The following is an 18577-nucleotide window of genomic DNA, read 5'->3' as shown; positions in this document are numbered from 1 at the left end:
TGTGCAGATCCGTTTGCTGGTCGTCTGCCTGGGCAACATCTGCCGCTCGCCGGTTGCCGAGGGTGTGCTGCGCGCGCGCATCGCCACCTCGACGCTGGCCGGGCAGGTCGAGCTGGATTCGGCCGGGACGGGCGACTGGCACGTCGGCCAGCCACCGGACCGTCGCGCGATAGCCAATGCCGCCGGGCACGGAATCGACATCTCCGGCCTGCGCGCGCGCCAGCTTGCCGCCGATGACTACCAGCGCTTCGACTGGCTGCTGTGCGCGGACCGCGCCAACCTGCGCGACGTCCAGGCGCGTGCCCCTCACGGCGCACGCGCCCGCAGCGCGCTCTTGCTGGAATGGACCGGAACGGAGGAGGGCGGCGAAGTGCCCGATCCCTACACCGGTGGCCCGGCGCAGTTCGAGCACGTATTCCAGTTGCTCGATCGCGCGGCCGACGGCGCCATCGCCAGGCTGCGGCACGAATACCGGTTGTAGGGGCGAAAGATCGGGGGAAAGCCTTGTGCTGTCGCATAATTGGCCCAACTTCTGAGTCGATGCTCGTGACCGCAACGCCCGCCATCGCCACCTTTACGCCCACAGCTTCCGACGGCGCGGCTTTCGCAGGCTTCGCACCGTGAGCCGTGCCGAAACCACGCCGTTCGACGGCAAGGCGTTCATCAAGAAGCTGAGCACCGCGCCGGGCGTCTACCGGATGATCGCGGCCGACGACAGCGTGCTCTATGTCGGCAAGGCCGGCGTGCTCAAGAACCGCGTCTCCAGCTATTTCAACGCCACGCCGAAGTCGGCGCGGATCATGACCATGCTGGCGCAGACCGCGCGCATGGAAGTGACGGTCACCCGCACCGAAACCGAGGCGCTGATCCTCGAGAACGAGCTGATCAAGTCGCTCAAGCCGCGCTACAACGTGCTGCTGCGCGACGACAAGAGCTACCCGTACGTGCTGATGACCCAGGAAGCCTGGCCGCGCATCGCCATGCACCGCGGACCGCGCGCGATCCCGGGGCGCTACTTCGGGCCCTACGCCAGCGTCGGTGCGGTCCGCGATTCGCTCAACCTGATGCACAAGTTGTTCAAGCTGCGCAGCTGCGAGGACAGCGTCTTCCGCAACCGCTCGCGGCCCTGCCTGCAGCACCAGATCGGCCGTTGCAGCGCGCCATGCGTCGGCATGGTCCCTGCGCGCGACTACGCCGAGAGCGTGCGACGTGCCAGCCTGTTCCTGGAAGGCCGCAGCGACGAGCTCAGCGACGATCTGGTCAAGTCGATGGAAGCGGCCAGCGTGCGCCTGGATTTCGAGGAGGCCGCGCGCCTGCGCGACCTGGTCGCCTCGATCCGCAGCGTGCAGGCGCGGCAGTACGTCGACGGCCGTGCCGCCGACCTGGACGTGCTCGCGATTGCCATGCAGGGCGTGGCGGCCTGCGTGATGCTGCTGGCCTTCCGCGACGGTCGCAATCTCGGCACCCGGGCGTTCTTCCCCAAGACCAACGGCAGCGACAATCCCGAGGAAGTGCTGGCCGCATTCGTCTCGCAGTACTACGGCGAGCAGCAGCCACCGCGCGAAATCGTGCTCGACCGCGACATCCCCGATCGGGAGCTGATCGAGCAGGCGCTGTCGAGCGCCGGCGAGCGCAAGGTGCAGATCCGTTGCAATGTGCGCGGCGAGCGCGCCGGCTATCTGGACATGGCCAGGCGCAACGCCGAACTGTCGCTGTCGAGCGAGCGCACCAGCCACGCCGCCCAGCGTGCCCGCGCCGAAGCGCTGCGCGACATGCTCGCCATGGACGAACTTCCCACCCGCATCGAGTGCTTCGACATCAGCCACACCATGGGCGAGGCAACGGTCGCGTCGTGCGTGGTGTTCGATGCCGAAGGCCCCGTACGCGGCCAGTACCGACGCTACAACATCGCCGGCATCGAGCCCGGCGACGATTACGCGGCAATGCACCAGGCGATCGAGCGGCGGTTCCGCCGAGCGGTGGAGGAGGGCGGTGTGATGCCCGACGTCCTGCTGATCGACGGTGGCGCCGGCCAGGTCGCGCAGGCGCGCGCGGCCCTGGACGAGCTGGGGGTCAAGGGTGTGGCCCTGGTCGGCGTGGCCAAGGGCCCGGCCCGCCGCCCGGGCGACGAGGAGCTGCTGCTGCCCGATGGCCGCACCGTGCACCCCGGAGCCGAATCCCCGGCGCTTCAGCTGGTCCAGCAGGTCCGTGACGAAGCGCACCGTTTTGCCATCACCGGCCACCGCGGGCGCCGCCAGAAGGCCCGCAACACCAGCCGGCTGGAAGACATCGCCGGCATCGGACCGCGCCGGCGCGCCAGCCTGCTGCGGCACTTTGGCGGCCTGGGTGGCCTGAAAGCGGCGGGGATCGAGGAAATCGCGCGCGTGGACGGCATCAACGATGCCCTGGCCGAGCGTATCTATGCGACCCTGCACGGGCTGGACACACCTGACATGAACGACACGAAGAGCGGCGCGCGGAGCGAAGGATGAAGTTGACGGTACCGACCATGCTGACCCTGCTGCGGATCCTGCTGATCCCGGTGCTGGTGCTGGTGTTCTATTTGCCGTTCAAGTGGACGAACTTCGCTGCGGCTTTCATCTTCGCGTTCGCGTCGATCACCGACTGGCTCGATGGCTGGATCGCGCGACGCTACAACCAGTATTCCGCGTTCGGCGCATTCCTCGATCCGGTGGCCGACAAGCTGATGGTGGCAGTGGCGCTGTTGCTGACGGTTCAGAAGCATCCGACCGTGTGGATGGCGTTGTGGGCAGCAGTGATCATCGGCCGCGAAATTGCCGTTTCCGCGCTGCGCGAGTGGATGGCAGAGCTCGGCCAGCGCGCCACGGTCAAGGTCGCAGGTATCGGCAAGATCAAGACGATCGTGCAGATGGTGGCGCTGGTTTGCCTGCTGTATCAGGAGCCTTTCGCGGGCATCAATGTGTTCATGGTCGGCGAGTGGCTGCTGGCTGCGGCGGCATTGCTGACGTTGTGGTCCGGACTTTTGTATCTGCGAGCTGCATGGCCGGTCTTGCGCGAAGACGCGCGTTCATAGAAAATAGCGTCATCGCGAACGGTGCAGTGTTCGCTGATCGACCGGACAGTGGCAGGTCCGGTGGGGTGTTTAGAGGTAATGCGGAAGTCCGGCGACAGGGACCTCCGGGGAAGCGAAAAAGTGGTTGACAGATTCGCTTCCATGCCTAAAATGTCGGTTCCTCTGCGGGAATAGCTCAGTTGGTAGAGCACGACCTTGCCAAGGTCGGGGTCGCGAGTTCGAGTCTCGTTTCCCGCTCCAAATTCGAGGGTGCAGTTGATCAGCTCCCTCAACCAAGGCCCCGCGAGCGGGGCCTTTTTGTTTCCGGCCCCCTTGCGTGAATGGGCCTGGAATATGGAAGAATCCGTACTGCGGATTCGAAAGTCACCGGCCTGGTGGCAGAGTGGTTATGCAGCGGCCTGCAAAGCCGCGTACGCCGGTTCAATTCCGACCCAGGCCTCCAAGTTCAAAGCAGAAGCCCGACCGGAAGGTCGGGCTTTTTGCTTTTGGTCTTTCGCGTAAGCTAGCGCGCACCACGCATCCCGGCCCGGATGGCGGAACTGGTAGACGCATCGGACTTAAAATCCGCTGGCCGAAAGGCCGTGCCGGTTCGATTCCGGCTCCGGGCACCAGATCGATTTGCCAGGTGGGCGCGGCTCTCGCCGCGCCACCTGTGTCGTCAGTTCTGACTCGGACTGGCGGTGGTGATCTTCTCCATCGCATCGCCCACGGTGAAGCTTGCCGCCTTCGCGCGCGGCGGGAACTCCTTGAAGCTCTCCAGCATCTTGCCGACGATCGCCTGTGCCGGTACGAGCAGGAAGATCCTGCGCGCCTGCCAGTCGCCGTAGTAGATGCCGTCGCTTCCGCCCTCGAAAGGATCCGAGCGCAGGTTGTAGATGTTCGGCGCCCGCAGCGTGGTGAACTGCCCCTGCCACACGCCCAAGGGCGTCTTGGGGGTGATCTCGGCGTGCTGCTCCATGAAGCTGATCTTCCAGTGGCGGACGCGGATGGCGAGCAGGTCGCCGTCGTCGCTCCAGTACGGGAAGAACTCGCGCGGCGACTTGTCCACCTCGCCCTTGAACAGCGGCTGCAGGTTGTGGCCGTCGAGGTGGACCTTGAAGGCCGTGTCGCCGATCTTGCCGCCCTTGCGGATCCGGTCGACGACATCACTGTCGCCCGCGGCACCGCCCAGCGTGGGGAGGAAGTCCTCATGCGAGCAGATCTCGTTGATCACCGTGCCCGGCTTGATCGTGCCCGGCCAGCGGATCACGCAGGGCACGCGGAAACCGCCTTCCCAGTTGGTCGCCTTCTCACCACGGAACGGCGTCGTGCCGCCATCGGGCCAGGTGAAGCACTCGGCGCCGTTGTCGGTCGTGTAGACGACGATCGTGTTCTCGGTGACGCCCAGTTCGTCGAGCAGCGCCAGCAGTTCTCCGACGTGGCCGTCGTGCTCGACCATGCCGTCCGGGTACAGGCCATAGCCGGTCTTGCCCTGCGACTCTTTCTTCAGGTGCGTGAAGATGTGCATGCGCGTGGTGTTGAAATAGCAGAACCACGGCGCCTTGCCGTTGTTGCGCTTGATGAAAGACTTGGCGTCGGTGAGGAATTCCTCGTCGATGGTCTCCATGCGCTTTTTCGTCATCGCGCCGGTGTTCTCGATCGTCTGCCCGCCCTTGCCGTCGGCCTTGCACTTGAGCACGCCGCGCGGACCGAACTTTTCCTTGAACCTGGGATCCTTCGGGTAGTCCTCGTTCTCAGGCTCTTCCTCGGCATTGAGGTGGTAGAGGTTGCCGAAGAACTCGTCGAAGCCATGCATCGTCGGCAGGTGCTCGTCGCGATCACCGAGGTGGTTCTTGCCGAACTGGCCGGTGGCGTAGCCCTGCGCCTTCAGCACCTGCGCGATGCAGGGGTCTTTCGGACCCAGGCCGAGTTCCGCGCCGGGGAGGCCGACCTTGGTCAGGCCGGTCCGAATCGGTGACTGTCCGGTCAGGAACGCCGCGCGTCCCGCCGTGCAGCTCTGCTGCCCGTACCAGTCGGTGAACAGAGCGCCTTCTTTTGCGATGCGGTCGATGTTGGGCGTCTTGTAGCCCATCACGCCGAGGTTGTAAGCGCTGACGTTGTACCAGCCTATGTCGTCGCCCATGATGAAAAGGATATTCGGCTTCCCTTGCTCGGCCATCTCTGTCTCCGTTCGGCGCCGGATCGAACGCGCACCGTCGTTTGCCGCGGCCGGCGCCGCAACGGGTTGACGGTGGCGCCCGACTCCACGACGGGGCGCCCGCAAAGATTAGGTCGGCCTTGTGATTCCCCGGTGAAAGACTGTTTTTTTTGGCCGATTGCGGATGTGCAAGCGGCTTTGGTAGCGCTCAGGCTTTGCGTACGCTGGCGAGAAACTCGCGCAACAGCGCGCTGCGGTACTTGCGCCGGTGCAGCACCAGGCTCAGTTGACGCTTGAGGCTGAGGAACGGTGTGCGCAGCACTGCCAATCGTCCGGCAGCCTGTGCATGCGCGACCGCGACCTCCGGCAGCAGCGCAAGCCCAAGCCCCGCAATCACCGCCTGCTTGATCGCTTCGCTCTGATCGAGTTCGAGCACCGTCTCGCCGGCTGGCAACGCGGCAAGCGCACGCTCGGTCTGGCCGCGCGTGGCGGAGCCGCCTTCGCGCAGGATCCAGCGCGCACCGGCGAAATCTTCGGGCCGCAGGCGCCGCCGTTTTGCCAGGGGATGGGCGGGTGGGGCGCATACGCAAAGCTTGTCGTCGCGCCAGCGCAGCAGCTCCAGTTCCGGGTGGGCGGCCGGGCCTTCGATGCAACCTATGTCGAGGCTGTAGTCGAGCACGCCGGACACGATCGCCGCGCTGTTGTCGACGTGCAGCTTCAGCGCGACTTGCGGGTTGGCGGTGATGAACGCGCCGAGCAGGTCGCCGACGAGGTAGTTGCCGACGGTATTGCTGGCGCCGACACGCAGCTCGCCGGAGAGCAGGGCATCGTCGTGCCCGGCGTGCCGGCCCAGTTCGCGCATGCGCTCGAGCAGTTCCTGCGCCAGCGGCAACAGGTGGCGGCCGCGTGCATTGATGTGCAGGCGCCGCTGGGTGCGGTCGAACAACGGCGAACCCAGCACGCGTTCGAGTTCCGCAAGGGCCATGCTGGCCGCTGGCTGGGTCAGGTGCAGTTGCTCGGCCGCCGCGCGGACAGTGCCGCCAGTGGCGATGGCGACGAATACTTCGAGCTGGCGGGGGCTGACGCCTATCATCAGGGAAGTTTATGCCAACGCTAAGGATTCTCAAGTTTACTGAATGACCGCGCGGGCCGACCATTTGCGCCATGGCCTACGTCGCTCCCGAATCGCAAACGAAGATCCGCCCCCTGAATGCCTGGGTGCCCGGGTGGGCACCAGGGCTCGCACTGGCCGTATCGGTCGGGTTGCTGGCACTGGCTGCCGCGCAACTGCCGCTGTTGCAGCGCTGGCAGCTGAGCGCCCTGACCGTCGCCATCGTGCTGGGCATGCTCATTGGCAATCTGGCCGGTGCCCGCCTGCCTGCCGGCATCGCGCCTGGCATCGGTCTGGCCCAGCGCCAGTTGCTGCGCGCAGGCGTGGTGCTCTACGGATTGCGCCTGAGCTTCCAGGATGTGGCCGCGGTAGGGGTCCATGGCCTGCTTATCGACTTGATCGTGGTGGTGTCGACGCTGGGACTGGGGACCTGGGTGGGGCGTCGCTGGTTCGGACTGGATCGCGATACGGCATTGCTGACAGCGGCCGGCAGCGCAATCTGCGGCGCCGCCGCCGTGCTGGCGGTGGAACGGGTGATCCGCCCGGAACCAAGCAAGGTCGCCATCGCCGTGGCCAGCGTGGTCCTGTTCGGCACGCTGAACATCTTCCTGTACCCGCAGTTGTATCCCCACCTGGGCCTGGATCCGGCGGCGTTCGGGCTATACGCCGGCGCGACCGTGCACGAGGTGGCGCAGGTGGTGGCGGTGGGCAGTGCGATCAGCCCGGAAACCGCCGATGCCGCGGTTGTCGTCAAGCTGACCCGCGTGCTGATGCTGGTGCCGGTGCTGCTGGTGCTGGGATGGCGCGAGGCGCGCAATGGCGGTCAGCGGGCGATGGTGGTGCCGTGGTTCGCGATCGGCTTCCTCGGCGTGGTGGCACTGAATTCGATGGTGACGGTGCCCGCAGCGATGCGTTCGGCATTGCTGACCCTGGATACGCTGCTGCTTGCCACGGCCATGGCTGCCCTGGGGATCGAGACGCGCGTGTCGAAGCTGCGCGCACTCGGCCCGCGACCGCTGCTGCTGGCGGCAGCGCTGTTCGGTTGGTTGTCAATTGGTGGATATGTGCTGGTGCGCTGGCTGGCCTGACACCCGCTGGCCCTAGAATGGCCGCTCGTGGCGACCGGTTCGGGCGCCGATCATCTGAGCGGGTGGGTGGATGCAGGATATTTCGGGTTCGCGCATCGCGGTCGTCGGACTGGGCTATGTCGGCCTTCCCTTGGCCGTCGAGTTCGGCCGGCAGTACGACACGCTCGGCTACGACATCGATGCCCGCCGCGTCGAGCAGCTGGAACGTGGCGAGGACTACAACGGCGAAACCGATCGCGGCGACCTGGCAGAAGCGACGCGGCTTGGGCTGACGTCCGACCCCCAGCGCCTGCGCGACTGCAACGTGTACGTGGTCACCGTGCCGACACCGGTCGATGAGCACAAACGACCGGACTTCTCGCCGTTGATCGCGGCAAGTCGCACCATCGGTGCGCTGCTGAAGACCGGCGATGTGGTGGTGTACGAGTCCACGGTTTACCCGGGTGCGACGGAGGAAATCTGCGTGCCCGAGCTCGAGCGCGCCTCCGGGCTGCGGTTCAACCAGGACTTCTTCGTCGGCTACAGCCCCGAGCGCATCAATCCGGGTGACCGCAAGCGGCGCCTGGTCGACATTCCGAAGGTGACCTCCGGCTCGACGCCGGAGGCGGCCGATTTCGTAGATGCGCTTTACCGCTCCATCATCAAGGCTGGCACGCACAAAGCCTCGAGCCTGCGCGTGGCCGAAGCCTCCAAGGTGATCGAGAACACCCAGCGCGACGCCAACATCGCCCTGGTCAACGAGTTCGCGCTGATCTTCCAGCGCCTGGGCATCGACACGACCGAAGTGCTGGAAGCGGCGGGCACGAAGTGGAACTTCCTGCCGTTTCGTCCGGGCCTCGTGGGCGGCCATTGCATCGGCGTGGATCCCTATTACCTCATCCAGAAGGCGCAGCAGGCCGGCTACTACCCGGACATCCTGCTGGCGTGCCGCCGCATCAACGATGCGATGGGCGAGCATGTCGCCGCCGACGTGGTGAAGCTGATGATCCAGCGCGGCATCGCCGTGGCCGGAGCGCGCATCCTCATCCTCGGCATCACCTTCAAAGAGAACTGCCCGGACCTGCGCAACACCCGCGTGGTCGAACTGGCGGAGAAGTTCGGCGAGTACCGCGCCAAGGTCGATATCCACGACCCGTGGGCGGATGCGGGTGAAGCGCGACGCGCTTACGGTGTCGACCTGCTGCCAGAGGCGCCGCAACTCGACACCTACGACGCCGTGATCGTGGCCGTGGCACACGACCAGTTCCGTGAACTCGGCCCGCAGGGCGCGCGTGCCTACGGACGTCCGCATGCGTTGCTCTACGACATCAAGAGCCTGTACCCGCGCGAGCAGGTCGACGCCCGGCTTTGATCAGAATGGCCTGACACGCCCGCTCACGGCCGCCGCGCTATCCTCCGATCTCTCCAGGCCCGGTTGGCAGCACATGCGCTATTCCCTGTATGTCGCCAGTGTGATCGCAACACTGGCTTCAGCGATCCTGGCCATGTGGCACTCGACATGGCTGTGGGGCGTGGCCGGCTTCGGCGCACTGGTGGTGCTCGGGACCTGGGACCTGCTGCAGACCCGCAGCGTGTTGCGGCGCAACTATCCGGTGCTTGCGCATTTCCGCTATGGACTGGAATCGATCGGGCCGGAGATGCGGCAGTACTTCATCGAGTCCGACATCGCCGAGGTGCCGTTCTCGCGCCAGCAGCGCAGCCTGGTGTACCAGCGCTCCAAGTCGGTCAGCGACGTGCGGCCTTTCGGTACGCAGCAGGACGTCTACGGCATCGATTACGAGTGGATCAACCACTCGCTGGCGCCCCGGCCACACGGGTCGCATGACTTTCGCGTGGTGGTGGGGCAGGGAAGTGCAGCCCATCCGTACGCGGCCAGCGTGTTCAACATCTCGGCGATGAGCTTCGGCTCGCTCTCGGCCAATGCGATTCGCGCGCTCAACCACGGCGCGCGCATGGGCGGCTTCTATCACGACACCGGCGAGGGCTCGATCTCGTCCTATCACCGCGAGTTTGGTGGCGACCTCGTCTGGGAGATCGGCTCGGGTTACTTCGGGTGCCGCAACGACGACGGCAGTTTCAGCGCCGAGCGCTTCGCCGCATGTGCGAGCGACCCGCAGGTGAAGATGATCGAGATCAAGTTGTCGCAAGGAGCCAAGCCCGGCCACGGCGGCGTCCTGCCGGCGGCCAAGGTCACCGCCGAGATCTCCCGATTCCGCGGCGTGCCGATGGGCGTGGACTGCGTATCGCCAGCCGCGCACAGCGCGTTCAGCACGCCGCTGGGCTTGCTGGAGTTCGTGGCGCGGCTGCGCGAACTGTCCGGCGGCAAGCCGGTCGGCTTCAAGTTGGCGATCGGTCATCCATGGGAATGGTTCGGCATCGCCAAAGCCATGCTCGAGAGCGGCCTGCTGCCTGACTTCATCGTCGTCGATGGCGCCGAAGGCGGCACCGGCGCCGCGCCGGCCGAGTTCATCGATCACGTCGGCGTGCCCATGCACGAAGCGCTGATGCTGGTGCACAACACCCTGGTCGGCCTGGATCTGCGTGGCCGCATCCGCGTCGGCGCGGCCGGTCGCATCACCAGCGCCTTCGATATCGCGCGCACGCTGGCGATGGGTGCTGACTGGTGCAATGCCGCGCGCGGTTTCATGTTCGCGCTGGGCTGCATCCAGTCGCAGAGTTGCCATACCGACCGATGCCCCACGGGCGTGGCAACGCAGGACCCGCGTCGCTGGCGCAACCTCGACGTACCCGACAAGGCCACGCGGGTGGCCGCGTTCCAGCAGAACACGCTCAAGGCATTGCGCGACCTGCTGTGCGCGGCCGGACTCGAACACCCCGAGCAACTTGGGCCGGAGCACATCCTGCGCCGCGTGTCACCGATCGAAGTGCGCTCGCTGGCCGCGCTCTATACGTTCCTGCGACCGGGAGACCTGATCGCCAGGATTCCCGAGCATGCCGTCTTCCAGTCGTTCTGGGCCAGCGCACGCAGCGACAGCTTTTCTGCGCCGCCAGCGGTGGAGTTGATGCGCGGCAGCAAGTCGCAATAGCGATCTGCCCACCTCGGCAGCGGCAATCGTCAGTCGAGCAGCTCGAGCACGCGTTCCGGCGGTCGACCGATCACCGCGCGCCCGCCATGGACAAAGATCGGCCGCTCGATCAGACGCGGATGCTGGACCATCGCATCGATCAACGCCGATTCGGGCAGCGATTCATCGGCAAGGCCCAGTGCCGCATGTTCGTCCTCGCCGGTGCGCAGCAGGTCACGCGCAGGCAGGCCCAGTGTCCCGAGCAGATCACGCAGCTCAGTCGCGCTGGGCGGGTTGTCCAGATAGGCGATCACGAGCGGCTCGATGCCGCGCTCACGCAACAGTTCCAGCGCGCCGCGCGACTTCGAGCAGCGGGGGTTGTGGTACAGGCGGGTGTCGTTCATCGGTGCCTCACTGGACTGGTCGCGGACGCTGAAAAGCAAAAGGCCGGCTTTCGCCGGCCTTTTGCCTGGAACTGGTGGGCGGTACAAGTTTCGAACTTGTGACCCCTGCCGTGTGAAAGCAGTGCTCTACCGCTGAGCTAACCGCCCGAAATGGGCGCGCAGTATACCCTAAGCCGGGGTCTGGTTGGCAAGGGGTGAGTGGCCTGGAACAAGCGTCGCTCGTTCAGGGCGCCGCCGCGCTTTGCAGATACACTCCCGCGCTCTGCTCGGGGGGAGCCGGATGTTCGACCTGCATTGCCATCTACTGCCGGCCATCGATGATGGCGCGGTCGACCTCGACATGGCGCTGGAAATGGCGCGCATGGCCGCGGCCGATGGCATCGTCACGGTTGCCTGCACGCCGCATATCTATCCGGGCATGTACGAGAACACCGCCGACGGCATCCGTGCGGCGATTGCGGCATTCCAGGCCGAGCTCGACGAGCGCGGCATCGCGCTGCGGCTGGTGGAGGGGGCCGACGTCCATCTCGACCCGAACCTGATCGAAGGTATACGCAGCGGTCGCGTGCCGACCCTGGCCGGGTCGCGCTACCTGCTGCTGGAGCCGCCGCACCATGTCGCGCCGCCGCGGTTCGAAGAGGCGGTGTTCGACCTCATGGCAGCCGGGTTCGTGCCGGTAATCACGCACCCTGAGCGCCTGACCTGGGTGGAAACCCATTACGACGTGTTCGCGCGTCTTGCCGATCGTGGCGCCTGGATGCAGATCACGGCCGGAGCAATGACCGGGCGCTACGGGCGCAGGGTCAAGTACTGGGGCGAGCGTTTCGTCGGCGAGGGGCTGTGCATGATCCTGGCGACCGACGCCCACCACCCCCAGCGGCGTCCGCCACTGCTGGCCGAGGCCCGGGAAGCCGCGGCCGCACTGGTGGGTATGGAGGAAGCGGTGCACATGGTCGACACCCGCACCCGCGGCATCGTCGACGATCTGGCGCCTGACCAGTTGCCGCCGGCACTGTTCCGGCAGGCCGGGTTCCGGCCGCAGGTTCGGGGTCCGTCCGCATCGGCGGGCGAGGGCGTCCTCGGGCGCTGGCTGCGCTCGATCCGGGGGAAGTGAGGAAAAGTCTCAGTCCCGGCGGCCCGGCCGAAACTGCGACGTGCGGCATAATTGGCGAGTAAGCGTAAGTACCACGCAACAACGCGTTGCTTTTTTCTGGGGATGGCCTTGTTTACCGTTTTTCGAGTCTGGGCGCTTGCGTGCCTGATGTTGCTGTGCGCCTGCTCGAACTCGGGTGGCACCAAAGAAGAAGCAGCGACGCTGCCGGAAGGGGATCCGGTTGCGGCGGCCATGGGCCGCAGCGAATACCTGATCGGACCGAGCGACCTGCTCACGGTGACGGTGTTCCAGATCGAGGACCTCAATCGCGAGGTCCGGGTCAACAACGCCGGACAGATTGCCCTTCCGTTGATCGGCGCCGTTCCCGTCGCCGGCCGCACCGTGGGCGAGATCGAACAGGACATCGCCGGCCGCTACCAGGCGCGCTACCTGCAGAACCCGCAGGTCACTGTGTTCGTCAAGGAATTCTCCAGCCAGCGCGTGACCGTCGGCGGCGCGGTGAAGAAGCCGGGCATCTTCCCGATGACCTCGCGCCTGAGCCTGCTGCAGAGCCTCGCGCTTGCCGAGGGCTTCAGCGATGTCGCAAGCCATCGCAACGTGCTGGTGTTCCGCACCATCGGCGGCGAGCGCAAGTACGCGCGCTTTGACGTTGCTGCCATCGAGAAGGGCGAGCATCCCGATCCGCAGATCTTCGGCGAGGACGTCATCGTGGTCGACACCTCGATGGGTCGCCAGACGTTGCGGACGTTGATCCAGCTGGCACCGTTCATCGCGGTGTGGAGATCCTACAATTGAACGCCGTAGTTGAACCGATCGAGTCGTTGCGCCAGGAAAGTCGCGACGACGACGAGATCAACCTGCTCGAGTACTGGCGCATCCTGCGCGAGCGGCAGTGGTGGGTGATCGGCACCGCGTTCGCGGTGGTCTTCCTGACGCTGGTGTTCACCCTGCTGGCGACACCCATTTACCGCGCGGGCTCGACCCTGCAGATCGAGCGCGACACGATGAAGATCGTCGAGTTCGAAGGTCTGCAGCCGACCGAGTCGCCGATGGATCGCGACTTCTACCAGACCCAGTACGAGCTGCTGAAGAGCCGTTCGCTGGCGCGGCGCGTGATCCAGGACCTGCGTCTGGTCGCGAACAAGGAATTCGAAAAGGACATGGCCAAGGTCGACGAGACCCTGGCCGACAAGGCCAATGGCCAGGCCGTGGCGGCATCCGCCAGGCAGCAGGCGCGCGAAGCAGCGTTGATCGAGATCGTGCTCGAATCGCTGAGCATCGAACCGGTGCGCAACTCCCGCCTGGTCCGCGTCAACTTCGATTCGGCCGATCCGGCGCTGGCGGCTCGCGTTGCCAATGCCTATGCCGAGGGCTTCATCGCCAGCAACCTCGAGCGCCGCTTCGATGCGTCGTCTTACGCCAAAAAGTACCTGGAAGAGCGCCTGGCGCAGCTGAAGGGCAAGCTCGAAGACTCCGAGAAGGATCTGGTGGCGTTCTCCGAGGCCGAGCGGATCGTGTCCGTCGGTGACGACAAGCCTTCGCTCGATGCGCAGAACCTCAGCGACCTCAACGCCGCCCTGGCCGCCGCGCAGGGCGCGCGCATCAAGGCCGAGGCGACGTGGGCCCAGGCCAGTGCCGGCAATGGCATGGGCCTGCCGCAGGTGGTCGCCAACCTGCTGATCCAGAAGCTGCGCGAGCAGCGTTCCACCTTGTTGGCCGAATACCAGAACAACCTGGGTACCTACAAGGCCGACTACCCGAACATGGTGCAGCTGAAGAACCAGATCGACGAGGCGGACCGCCAGATCAACGTCGAAGTGGGCAATATCCGCGACGCCGTCCGTTCTGAGTACCAGGCTGCCCTTGCACAGGAGACGCTGCTGCGCGAGCGCATCACTGGCTTGAAGGGCGATGTGCTCGACCTGCAGAGCCGCTCGATCCAGTACAACATCCTGCGTCGCGAAGCCGAGACCAATCGCCAGCTCTATGACGCGGTGATGCAGCGTTACAAGGAAATCGGTGTCGCCGGCGGCGTTGGCGCCAACAACATCTCGGTCATTGACCGCGCGATCGCTCCGGAGAAGGCAAACTCGCCGCGCAAGCTGCTCAATCTTGCGGTCGGCATGCTGCTGGGTGGATTCCTCGGCGTGCTGTTGGCGTTCCTGATGCACCATCTGGACAACACGGTGCATGACGCGAAAGCGCTTGAAGCAATCACCGGCCTGCCGGTGCTGGGTGCGATCCCGCGCCTGGAGCAGGGCGTCACGCCCGCCCAGGCCGCAGGCGACCTTCGCTCGGCATTCGCCGAAGCCTATCGCTCGGTGCGCACGGCACTGCAGTTCGCCACGGTGCATGGTCTGCCGCGCAGCCTGCTGATCACCAGCGCCAGCCCGGCCGAAGGCAAGAGCACCACCGCGCACGAGCTGGCGCGCAACATCGCCCAGCTCGGCAAGAGCGTTGTGCTGATCGATGCGGACCTGCGCAATCCCTCGGTGCACAAGGTTACGGGGCTGTCGTCAGCCTTGGGTCTGTCGAACTTGCTGGCCGGTGCGAGCAAGCTTGGCGATGTGCTACAGCATCTCCCGCACGACAAACTGAGTGTGATTACCTCGGGTCCTCTGCCGCCGAATCCGCCGGAATTGCTCGCGGGCACGGCCTTGTCGGACCTGCTGGCGCAGCTGCGTGAGCAGTTCGACATGGTCATCCTCGATGGTCCGCCGGTGCTTGGCTTGGCCGACGCGCCGCTGCTGGCCAACCAGGCAGAAGCTACCGTCTTGGTCGCTGCCGCCGACGACACTCGCAATGACTGCCTGAAGACCGCGCAGCAGCGACTGAAGGCGGCGCGTGCGCGCTTGCTCGGCGCCGTGCTGACCCGCTTCGACCTCAAGCGCCAGGGCGCCGGCTATGGCTATACCTACTATGCCTACGGCGGCTCGTCCGACTGACAAGCCGTGGGCAGGCCGCCTCCGTATCGGGGTGGGCCTGTTCGCGGTCGCCGCGGTGGCCTGGATGACCTGGCAACAGGTGCGGGTCGACGCGGAAGTTGGGGCGCCATTCGGACCCGACCGTCTGGTCGCCGGCGCCCGTGGCCTGTCCAACGACGCCAATGCCTTGACGGCGGTCGCGCGCGACACGCTGCGCGACCGGCCGATCGACGGCGGTGCTTTCCGCTTGTTGGGCCTGGCAGCGGGGCCGGATTCCGACGGTGGTCGCGCCGTCGATCTCTATCGCACCGCAGCGCGACTTTCGCCGCGTGACGACATCGCCCAGGCAATGCTCATCGATGCCTCGTTCGCGCAGGGCAGGGTGGGCGAGGGCGTGCAGCACGTCGATGCCCTGCTGCGCATCGCGCCGCATTTGCGAGCCCCCTTGCTTGCGTCGTTGCTGCAGCACACGGGTAACTCGGAACTGGTCGAAGCCATGGTCAAAGCCCTGGCCGCGGACCCTCCGTGGCGTGGCGCACTCGCCACTGCATTGGCCGGCACGGATCCGACGCAGGCCGAAGCGTTCCTGGCTGCGATGGCCAACGCAGCGCCGCTCACGCCTGCGGAACTGGCAGTTCGCGTGGAAGCGCTGACCGCACTCGGCGACCCCACCCTTGCGCGCAAGGTCTGGCTGCAGTCCCTCTCGGAAACGGACAGGACCCTCGACGGCTCGCCATTTGATGGCGGCTTCGAAGGTGCCGACCAGACCGGCGGGTTCGGATGGAAGTGGAACGACGAACCTGGCGTAACCATCGCCGTCGACGCGATCGATCCTGTCGAGGGGCAACAGTCGCTGCAGATGGATTTCAGTGGTCGTGTCGTGCGCTTCATTGGTCCGCGCCAGCGCCTGGTGCTTTCGCCGGGCACCTACGAAATCAGCAGTGCAGTGGACGATCGGACGGGTTCGTCGCGTCGTTTTGCTTGGTTCGTGCAGTGCACGCAAGGCCCGACCCTGGTCGAGCTGGACCTGCCCGCGGGGTCGTCATCGCAATGGCAGACCGAGCGCGCGACCTTCGATGTTCCGCCTGACTGCCAAGGTCAACAACTGACTCTGCGTCACACCGGCCGGTCGATGGCCGAGCGCCAGATCAGCGGTGTTTTACGGGTTGATGATGTGCGACTGAGAAAAGTTCCCAGTAGCGTCACATTGCCAAGTGCATCACATCCCGAATAGGCTGTTGCAATGGCACATTTTGTGTTTGGGGAGTTGTAGCGAGATGAAGCAGATTCTGTTTGGCCTGATTACCGTCTTCGCATTTGGCGCTGCGTCAGCGCAGACCGCGGTGCCTGCCGCTGAGTCGCAGCCTGCCGCTGATGCGCAGCCGCAGGAGCAGGCCGCGCCGGCTAAGTCGGCAAAGACCGAGAAGAAGGGCAAAGGCGCCGATGGTTCGACGATGCTGGCCATTGGCGCAGGCGTGGCAGCGGCTGCCGGGCTCGCTGCGGGTGGCGGCGGTGGCGACGATAAGCCCGCTCCGCCGAAGCCGCCGAAGCCGTCCAGCCCGTAACGCCGTCGCGCTGCGTCGGACGAGGTCTGGCGTAGCGGTGGTGGGCTGGTCAAAGTAACTCATCAGTGCAGAGCCACTTGTGACGCAAGGCGTCACAAGTGGCCTTTGCTTGCGCAGCGTGGTCTGCGCCGTGTGAGCAAACCTCGCGATTTCGGTGCTGAAATTTCGGCGCGCTCGAGATCGAGAGTGTTACCGCTCGCACAAATTCACGTAGAATTTACGTCTTCGCCAGCGGGGTCTGGCGAACCCGAATCGAGTTGATCTGGAGCAGTGCAATGAAGTCGCTGATCGTTGGTATGTGTGCGTTGACCCTGGCCGGCGGTGCGCTGGCGCAATCGCCGAAGGTACTCGTCCGCTCCAATGGCGGTGAAGTGCACGTGGCCGGTCGTTCGGTCGAAGAGTCCAATAGTTCCGGCGCCGAATCCGGCGACGTAGTCGTCGTCAATGGCGGCGAGGCCTATGTGACCTATTCCAACGGTTGCACCATCAAGGTGACCGGCAGCTACACCATCCAGGACGCCGCACCGACGAAGTGCCCGAGCCTTGGCAAGGTTGGTTCCGACACGAATTACGCGATGGTCGGTACCGGCATCGCCGTGGCTGCCGGCGCGATCGCGCTGGCCGGCGGTGGTGGTGGCGACGACAAGCCCGCACCGCTGCCGCCGCCGCCGCCGAAGCCGTCGAGTCCGTAAAGCAGAACCAGCGCCGGCCTCGGGACGTGGCCTGAAGTCGGCGCTGTTATCCACCAAGAACAGCTAGGTAGCGACGGGCCGCCGCGTGCGGCCCGCTTGCTGTCATCGAGGTTGAAATGCGTTTGAAGGGCGCCGAGGGGACGCCTGACATGGCCGCCGAAATTGCTGCAGCGCTGCTGTTGATGGCGGCGCTGCTGGCCGGTGGTGGATCGCGAGGTGTCGGCGATGCTGTCGTGCATCTGGCTGCATTGCCGGCGTTGCTGCTGGCGATCATGCGTTGGCAGTGGGCACCTGCATCGCGGGCCCAACGCGTGCTTGCCGTGGTGTGCGGAAGCGCAATCGCGCTGGCAGTGCTGCAGTTGCTCCCGCTGCCTCCGGCGATCTACACGATGCTGCCGGGCCGCAGCGACGTACTCGCCGAGCTCGCGCAGGCAGGGCAGCCGCATGGCTGGTTGCCGTTGACACTGGATCGTTGGGGTACGGTGCGGGCGTTGCTGGCACTGATGGTTTTCACTTCGTTCTGGGCATTGGCCTGCACGCTGACGCATGCGGCACGGCTGCGCCTTCTGAAGCTCGCGCTGGCTTTGGCCACACTGGCGGCATTGCTTGGCTACGCCCAGTCGGCCGCGGGCAGCTACTCGCTGCTGCGGCCCTACGACTATCACCATCCAATCGGCGCGATTGGACTGTTCGCCAATCGCAACCACTTCGCCTGTCTGATGGCGATGCTGCTGCCTTTCGCGATCGCGCTGGGGGTGCAAGCCCAGGCGCGGCGCGGTGCGCCCGTCGCGCTTACCTGGTACTCCGTGGCGGCGATGCTGTTTCTGGCGGCCGCACTCAGCTTCTCGCGGACTGGCTTGCTGCTTGCTTGCGCGACCGCGCTTGCCAGCGTGCTGTTGCTGTCGTCGCGAAAAGGGGTTGCGTCGGGCCAGCGCGGCATTCGCCGATGGGCGCCGCTGGCGGCCATTGGTGTCGCCATTGCCGGCATTGCCGTGTACGCCTGGGACGGCATCAGCCAGCGCCTGCAGCAGGATCCGATGGAAGATCTGCGGTGGCAGTACCTGCGCTACGGCTGGGATGCGGCGCAGGCCTACCTGCCCTGGGGCAGCGGTTGGGGTAGCTTCAAGTCGGTCTATGCACCCTTCGAGCCAGTCGGTGCGATGCGTGAAGTGTTCGCGCTGCACGCCCACAACGATCTTCTTGAAACCGCGATCGAATCCGGTGTGCCGGGTTTGGTATTGCAGTTGACGCTTTTCGTCACTGTGGTTTGCGTCACACGAAAAAGTCTTATTGATCGCACTTTTCACGGGGCGATACTCGGTGCCGCGGCGCTTGCTGCGTTCGTCCCGATGGTGCATTCCCTTGTCGACTACCCATTGCGCACCCATTCGGTCGCAGTGGTTTTCGCCTTGGTCCTGTCCTTCCTCCTGGCGAGCGCGAGTGACGCGCAATGACAGGGGG

The 18577-nt window shown here is 65.6% G+C and carries 16 protein-coding genes and 4 tRNA genes; 16 read left to right on the top strand and 4 right to left on the bottom strand.

The window, feature by feature from the left end:
• Positions 1 to 7 precede the first annotated feature (7 nt).
• The 6 genes from HIV01_RS06095 (at position 8) to HIV01_RS06070 (ending at position 3666) form a co-directional block, all read left to right on the top strand.
• Positions 8 to 481 (top strand): low molecular weight protein-tyrosine-phosphatase, encoded by a 474-nt coding sequence (locus HIV01_RS06095; protein WP_200606381.1) that lies wholly within the window; start codon positions 8 to 10, stop codon positions 479 to 481.
• A gap of 139 nt (positions 482 to 620) precedes the next feature.
• Positions 621 to 2492: an excinuclease ABC subunit UvrC gene (gene uvrC / locus HIV01_RS06090; protein ID WP_200605429.1), complete on the top strand. Its 1872-nt coding sequence runs from the start codon at positions 621 to 623 to the stop codon at positions 2490 to 2492.
• Positions 2489 to 3055: a CDP-diacylglycerol--glycerol-3-phosphate 3-phosphatidyltransferase gene (gene pgsA / locus HIV01_RS06085; RefSeq protein WP_200605428.1), complete on the top strand. Its 567-nt coding sequence runs from the start codon at positions 2489 to 2491 to the stop codon at positions 3053 to 3055. Before uvrC ends, pgsA begins: the two co-directional genes overlap by 4 nt.
• A 164-nt stretch (positions 3056 to 3219) precedes the next feature.
• Positions 3220 to 3295 (top strand) — tRNA-Gly (locus HIV01_RS06080).
• A 128-nt stretch (positions 3296 to 3423) separates the two neighbouring features.
• Positions 3424 to 3497: transfer RNA gene (locus HIV01_RS06075), tRNA-Cys, on the top strand.
• 82 nt (positions 3498 to 3579) lie between these two features.
• Positions 3580 to 3666, top strand: a tRNA-Leu gene (locus tag HIV01_RS06070).
• Between the two features lie 47 nt (positions 3667 to 3713).
• Here the strand turns inward: HIV01_RS06070 and HIV01_RS06065 are convergent.
• Together HIV01_RS06065 and HIV01_RS06060 are read right to left on the bottom strand one after the other, a co-directional pair.
• Positions 3714 to 5213, bottom strand: a complete 1500-nt coding sequence (locus tag HIV01_RS06065) for an arylsulfatase (RefSeq protein WP_200605427.1) — start codon at positions 5211 to 5213, stop codon at positions 3714 to 3716.
• A 187-nt stretch (positions 5214 to 5400) separates the two neighbouring features.
• A complete protein-coding gene (locus HIV01_RS06060; RefSeq protein ID WP_200605426.1) occupies positions 5401 to 6285 on the bottom strand; it encodes a LysR substrate-binding domain-containing protein in 885 nt (294 codons plus the stop codon).
• Between the two features lie 71 nt (positions 6286 to 6356).
• Between HIV01_RS06060 and HIV01_RS06055 the strand changes: the two genes are divergently transcribed.
• From HIV01_RS06055 to HIV01_RS06045, 3 genes are all read left to right on the top strand, one after another.
• Positions 6357 to 7391 carry a YeiH family protein gene (locus HIV01_RS06055; RefSeq protein ID WP_200605425.1) on the top strand — a complete coding sequence of 345 codons (1035 nt, stop codon included), beginning with the start codon at positions 6357 to 6359 and terminating at the stop codon, positions 7389 to 7391.
• A gap of 70 nt (positions 7392 to 7461) precedes the next feature.
• Positions 7462 to 8742, top strand: coding sequence for a nucleotide sugar dehydrogenase (locus tag HIV01_RS06050; RefSeq protein ID WP_200605424.1), 1281 nt, complete (start codon positions 7462 to 7464; stop codon positions 8740 to 8742).
• Positions 8743 to 8815: 73 nt separating this feature from the next.
• Positions 8816 to 10438 carry an FMN-binding glutamate synthase family protein gene (locus HIV01_RS06045; RefSeq protein ID WP_200605423.1) on the top strand — a complete coding sequence of 541 codons (1623 nt, stop codon included), beginning with the start codon at positions 8816 to 8818 and terminating at the stop codon, positions 10436 to 10438.
• Between the two features lie 29 nt (positions 10439 to 10467).
• Here the strand turns inward: HIV01_RS06045 and arsC are convergent, their stop codons facing one another.
• The gene (arsC, locus tag HIV01_RS06040) at positions 10468 to 10821 is read right to left on the bottom strand and encodes an arsenate reductase (glutaredoxin) (protein ID WP_200605422.1); all 354 of its coding nucleotides are present in this window, start codon (positions 10819 to 10821) and stop codon (positions 10468 to 10470) included.
• Positions 10822 to 10893: 72 nt separating this feature from the next.
• Positions 10894 to 10968 (bottom strand) — tRNA-Val (locus tag HIV01_RS06035).
• A gap of 133 nt (positions 10969 to 11101) precedes the next feature.
• Here HIV01_RS06035 and HIV01_RS06030 point away from each other — a divergent pair.
• The 7 genes from HIV01_RS06030 (at position 11102) to HIV01_RS06000 (ending at position 18570) form a co-directional block, all read left to right on the top strand.
• A complete protein-coding gene (locus tag HIV01_RS06030) occupies positions 11102 to 11935 on the top strand; it encodes a tyrosine-protein phosphatase (protein ID WP_200605421.1) in 834 nt (277 codons plus the stop codon).
• A gap of 147 nt (positions 11936 to 12082) precedes the next feature.
• On the top strand, positions 12083 to 12730 hold the full coding sequence (locus tag HIV01_RS06025) for a polysaccharide biosynthesis/export family protein (protein WP_200605420.1): 648 nt from the start codon (positions 12083 to 12085) through the stop codon (positions 12728 to 12730).
• Positions 12727 to 14880, top strand: a complete 2154-nt coding sequence (locus HIV01_RS06020; protein ID WP_200605419.1) for a GumC family protein — start codon at positions 12727 to 12729, stop codon at positions 14878 to 14880. The genes HIV01_RS06025 and HIV01_RS06020 overlap by 4 nt, the downstream gene beginning before the upstream one ends.
• A 64-nt stretch (positions 14881 to 14944) precedes the next feature.
• Positions 14945 to 16093 carry a tetratricopeptide repeat protein gene (locus tag HIV01_RS06015; protein WP_207527111.1) on the top strand — a complete coding sequence of 383 codons (1149 nt, stop codon included), beginning with the start codon at positions 14945 to 14947 and terminating at the stop codon, positions 16091 to 16093.
• A 43-nt stretch (positions 16094 to 16136) separates the two neighbouring features.
• Positions 16137 to 16424 (top strand): hypothetical protein, encoded by a 288-nt coding sequence (locus HIV01_RS06010; protein ID WP_200605417.1) that lies wholly within the window; start codon positions 16137 to 16139, stop codon positions 16422 to 16424.
• A gap of 275 nt (positions 16425 to 16699) precedes the next feature.
• Positions 16700 to 17116: a hypothetical protein gene (locus tag HIV01_RS06005; RefSeq protein ID WP_200605416.1), complete on the top strand. Its 417-nt coding sequence runs from the start codon at positions 16700 to 16702 to the stop codon at positions 17114 to 17116.
• A 116-nt stretch (positions 17117 to 17232) separates the two neighbouring features.
• Complete coding sequence (locus HIV01_RS06000; protein ID WP_207527110.1) at positions 17233 to 18570, top strand: O-antigen ligase family protein; 1338 nt, start codon at positions 17233 to 17235, stop codon at positions 18568 to 18570.
• Positions 18571 to 18577 lie beyond the last annotated feature (7 nt).

Origin of the sequence: Lysobacter arenosi (genome assembly GCF_016613475.2) — a bacterium.
In the GTDB taxonomy this organism is placed as follows: domain Bacteria; phylum Pseudomonadota; class Gammaproteobacteria; order Xanthomonadales; family Xanthomonadaceae; genus Lysobacter_J; species Lysobacter_J arenosi.
The sequence above is the reverse complement of the archived record's forward strand: the minus strand, read 5'-3'. Positions and strand labels throughout refer to the sequence as shown.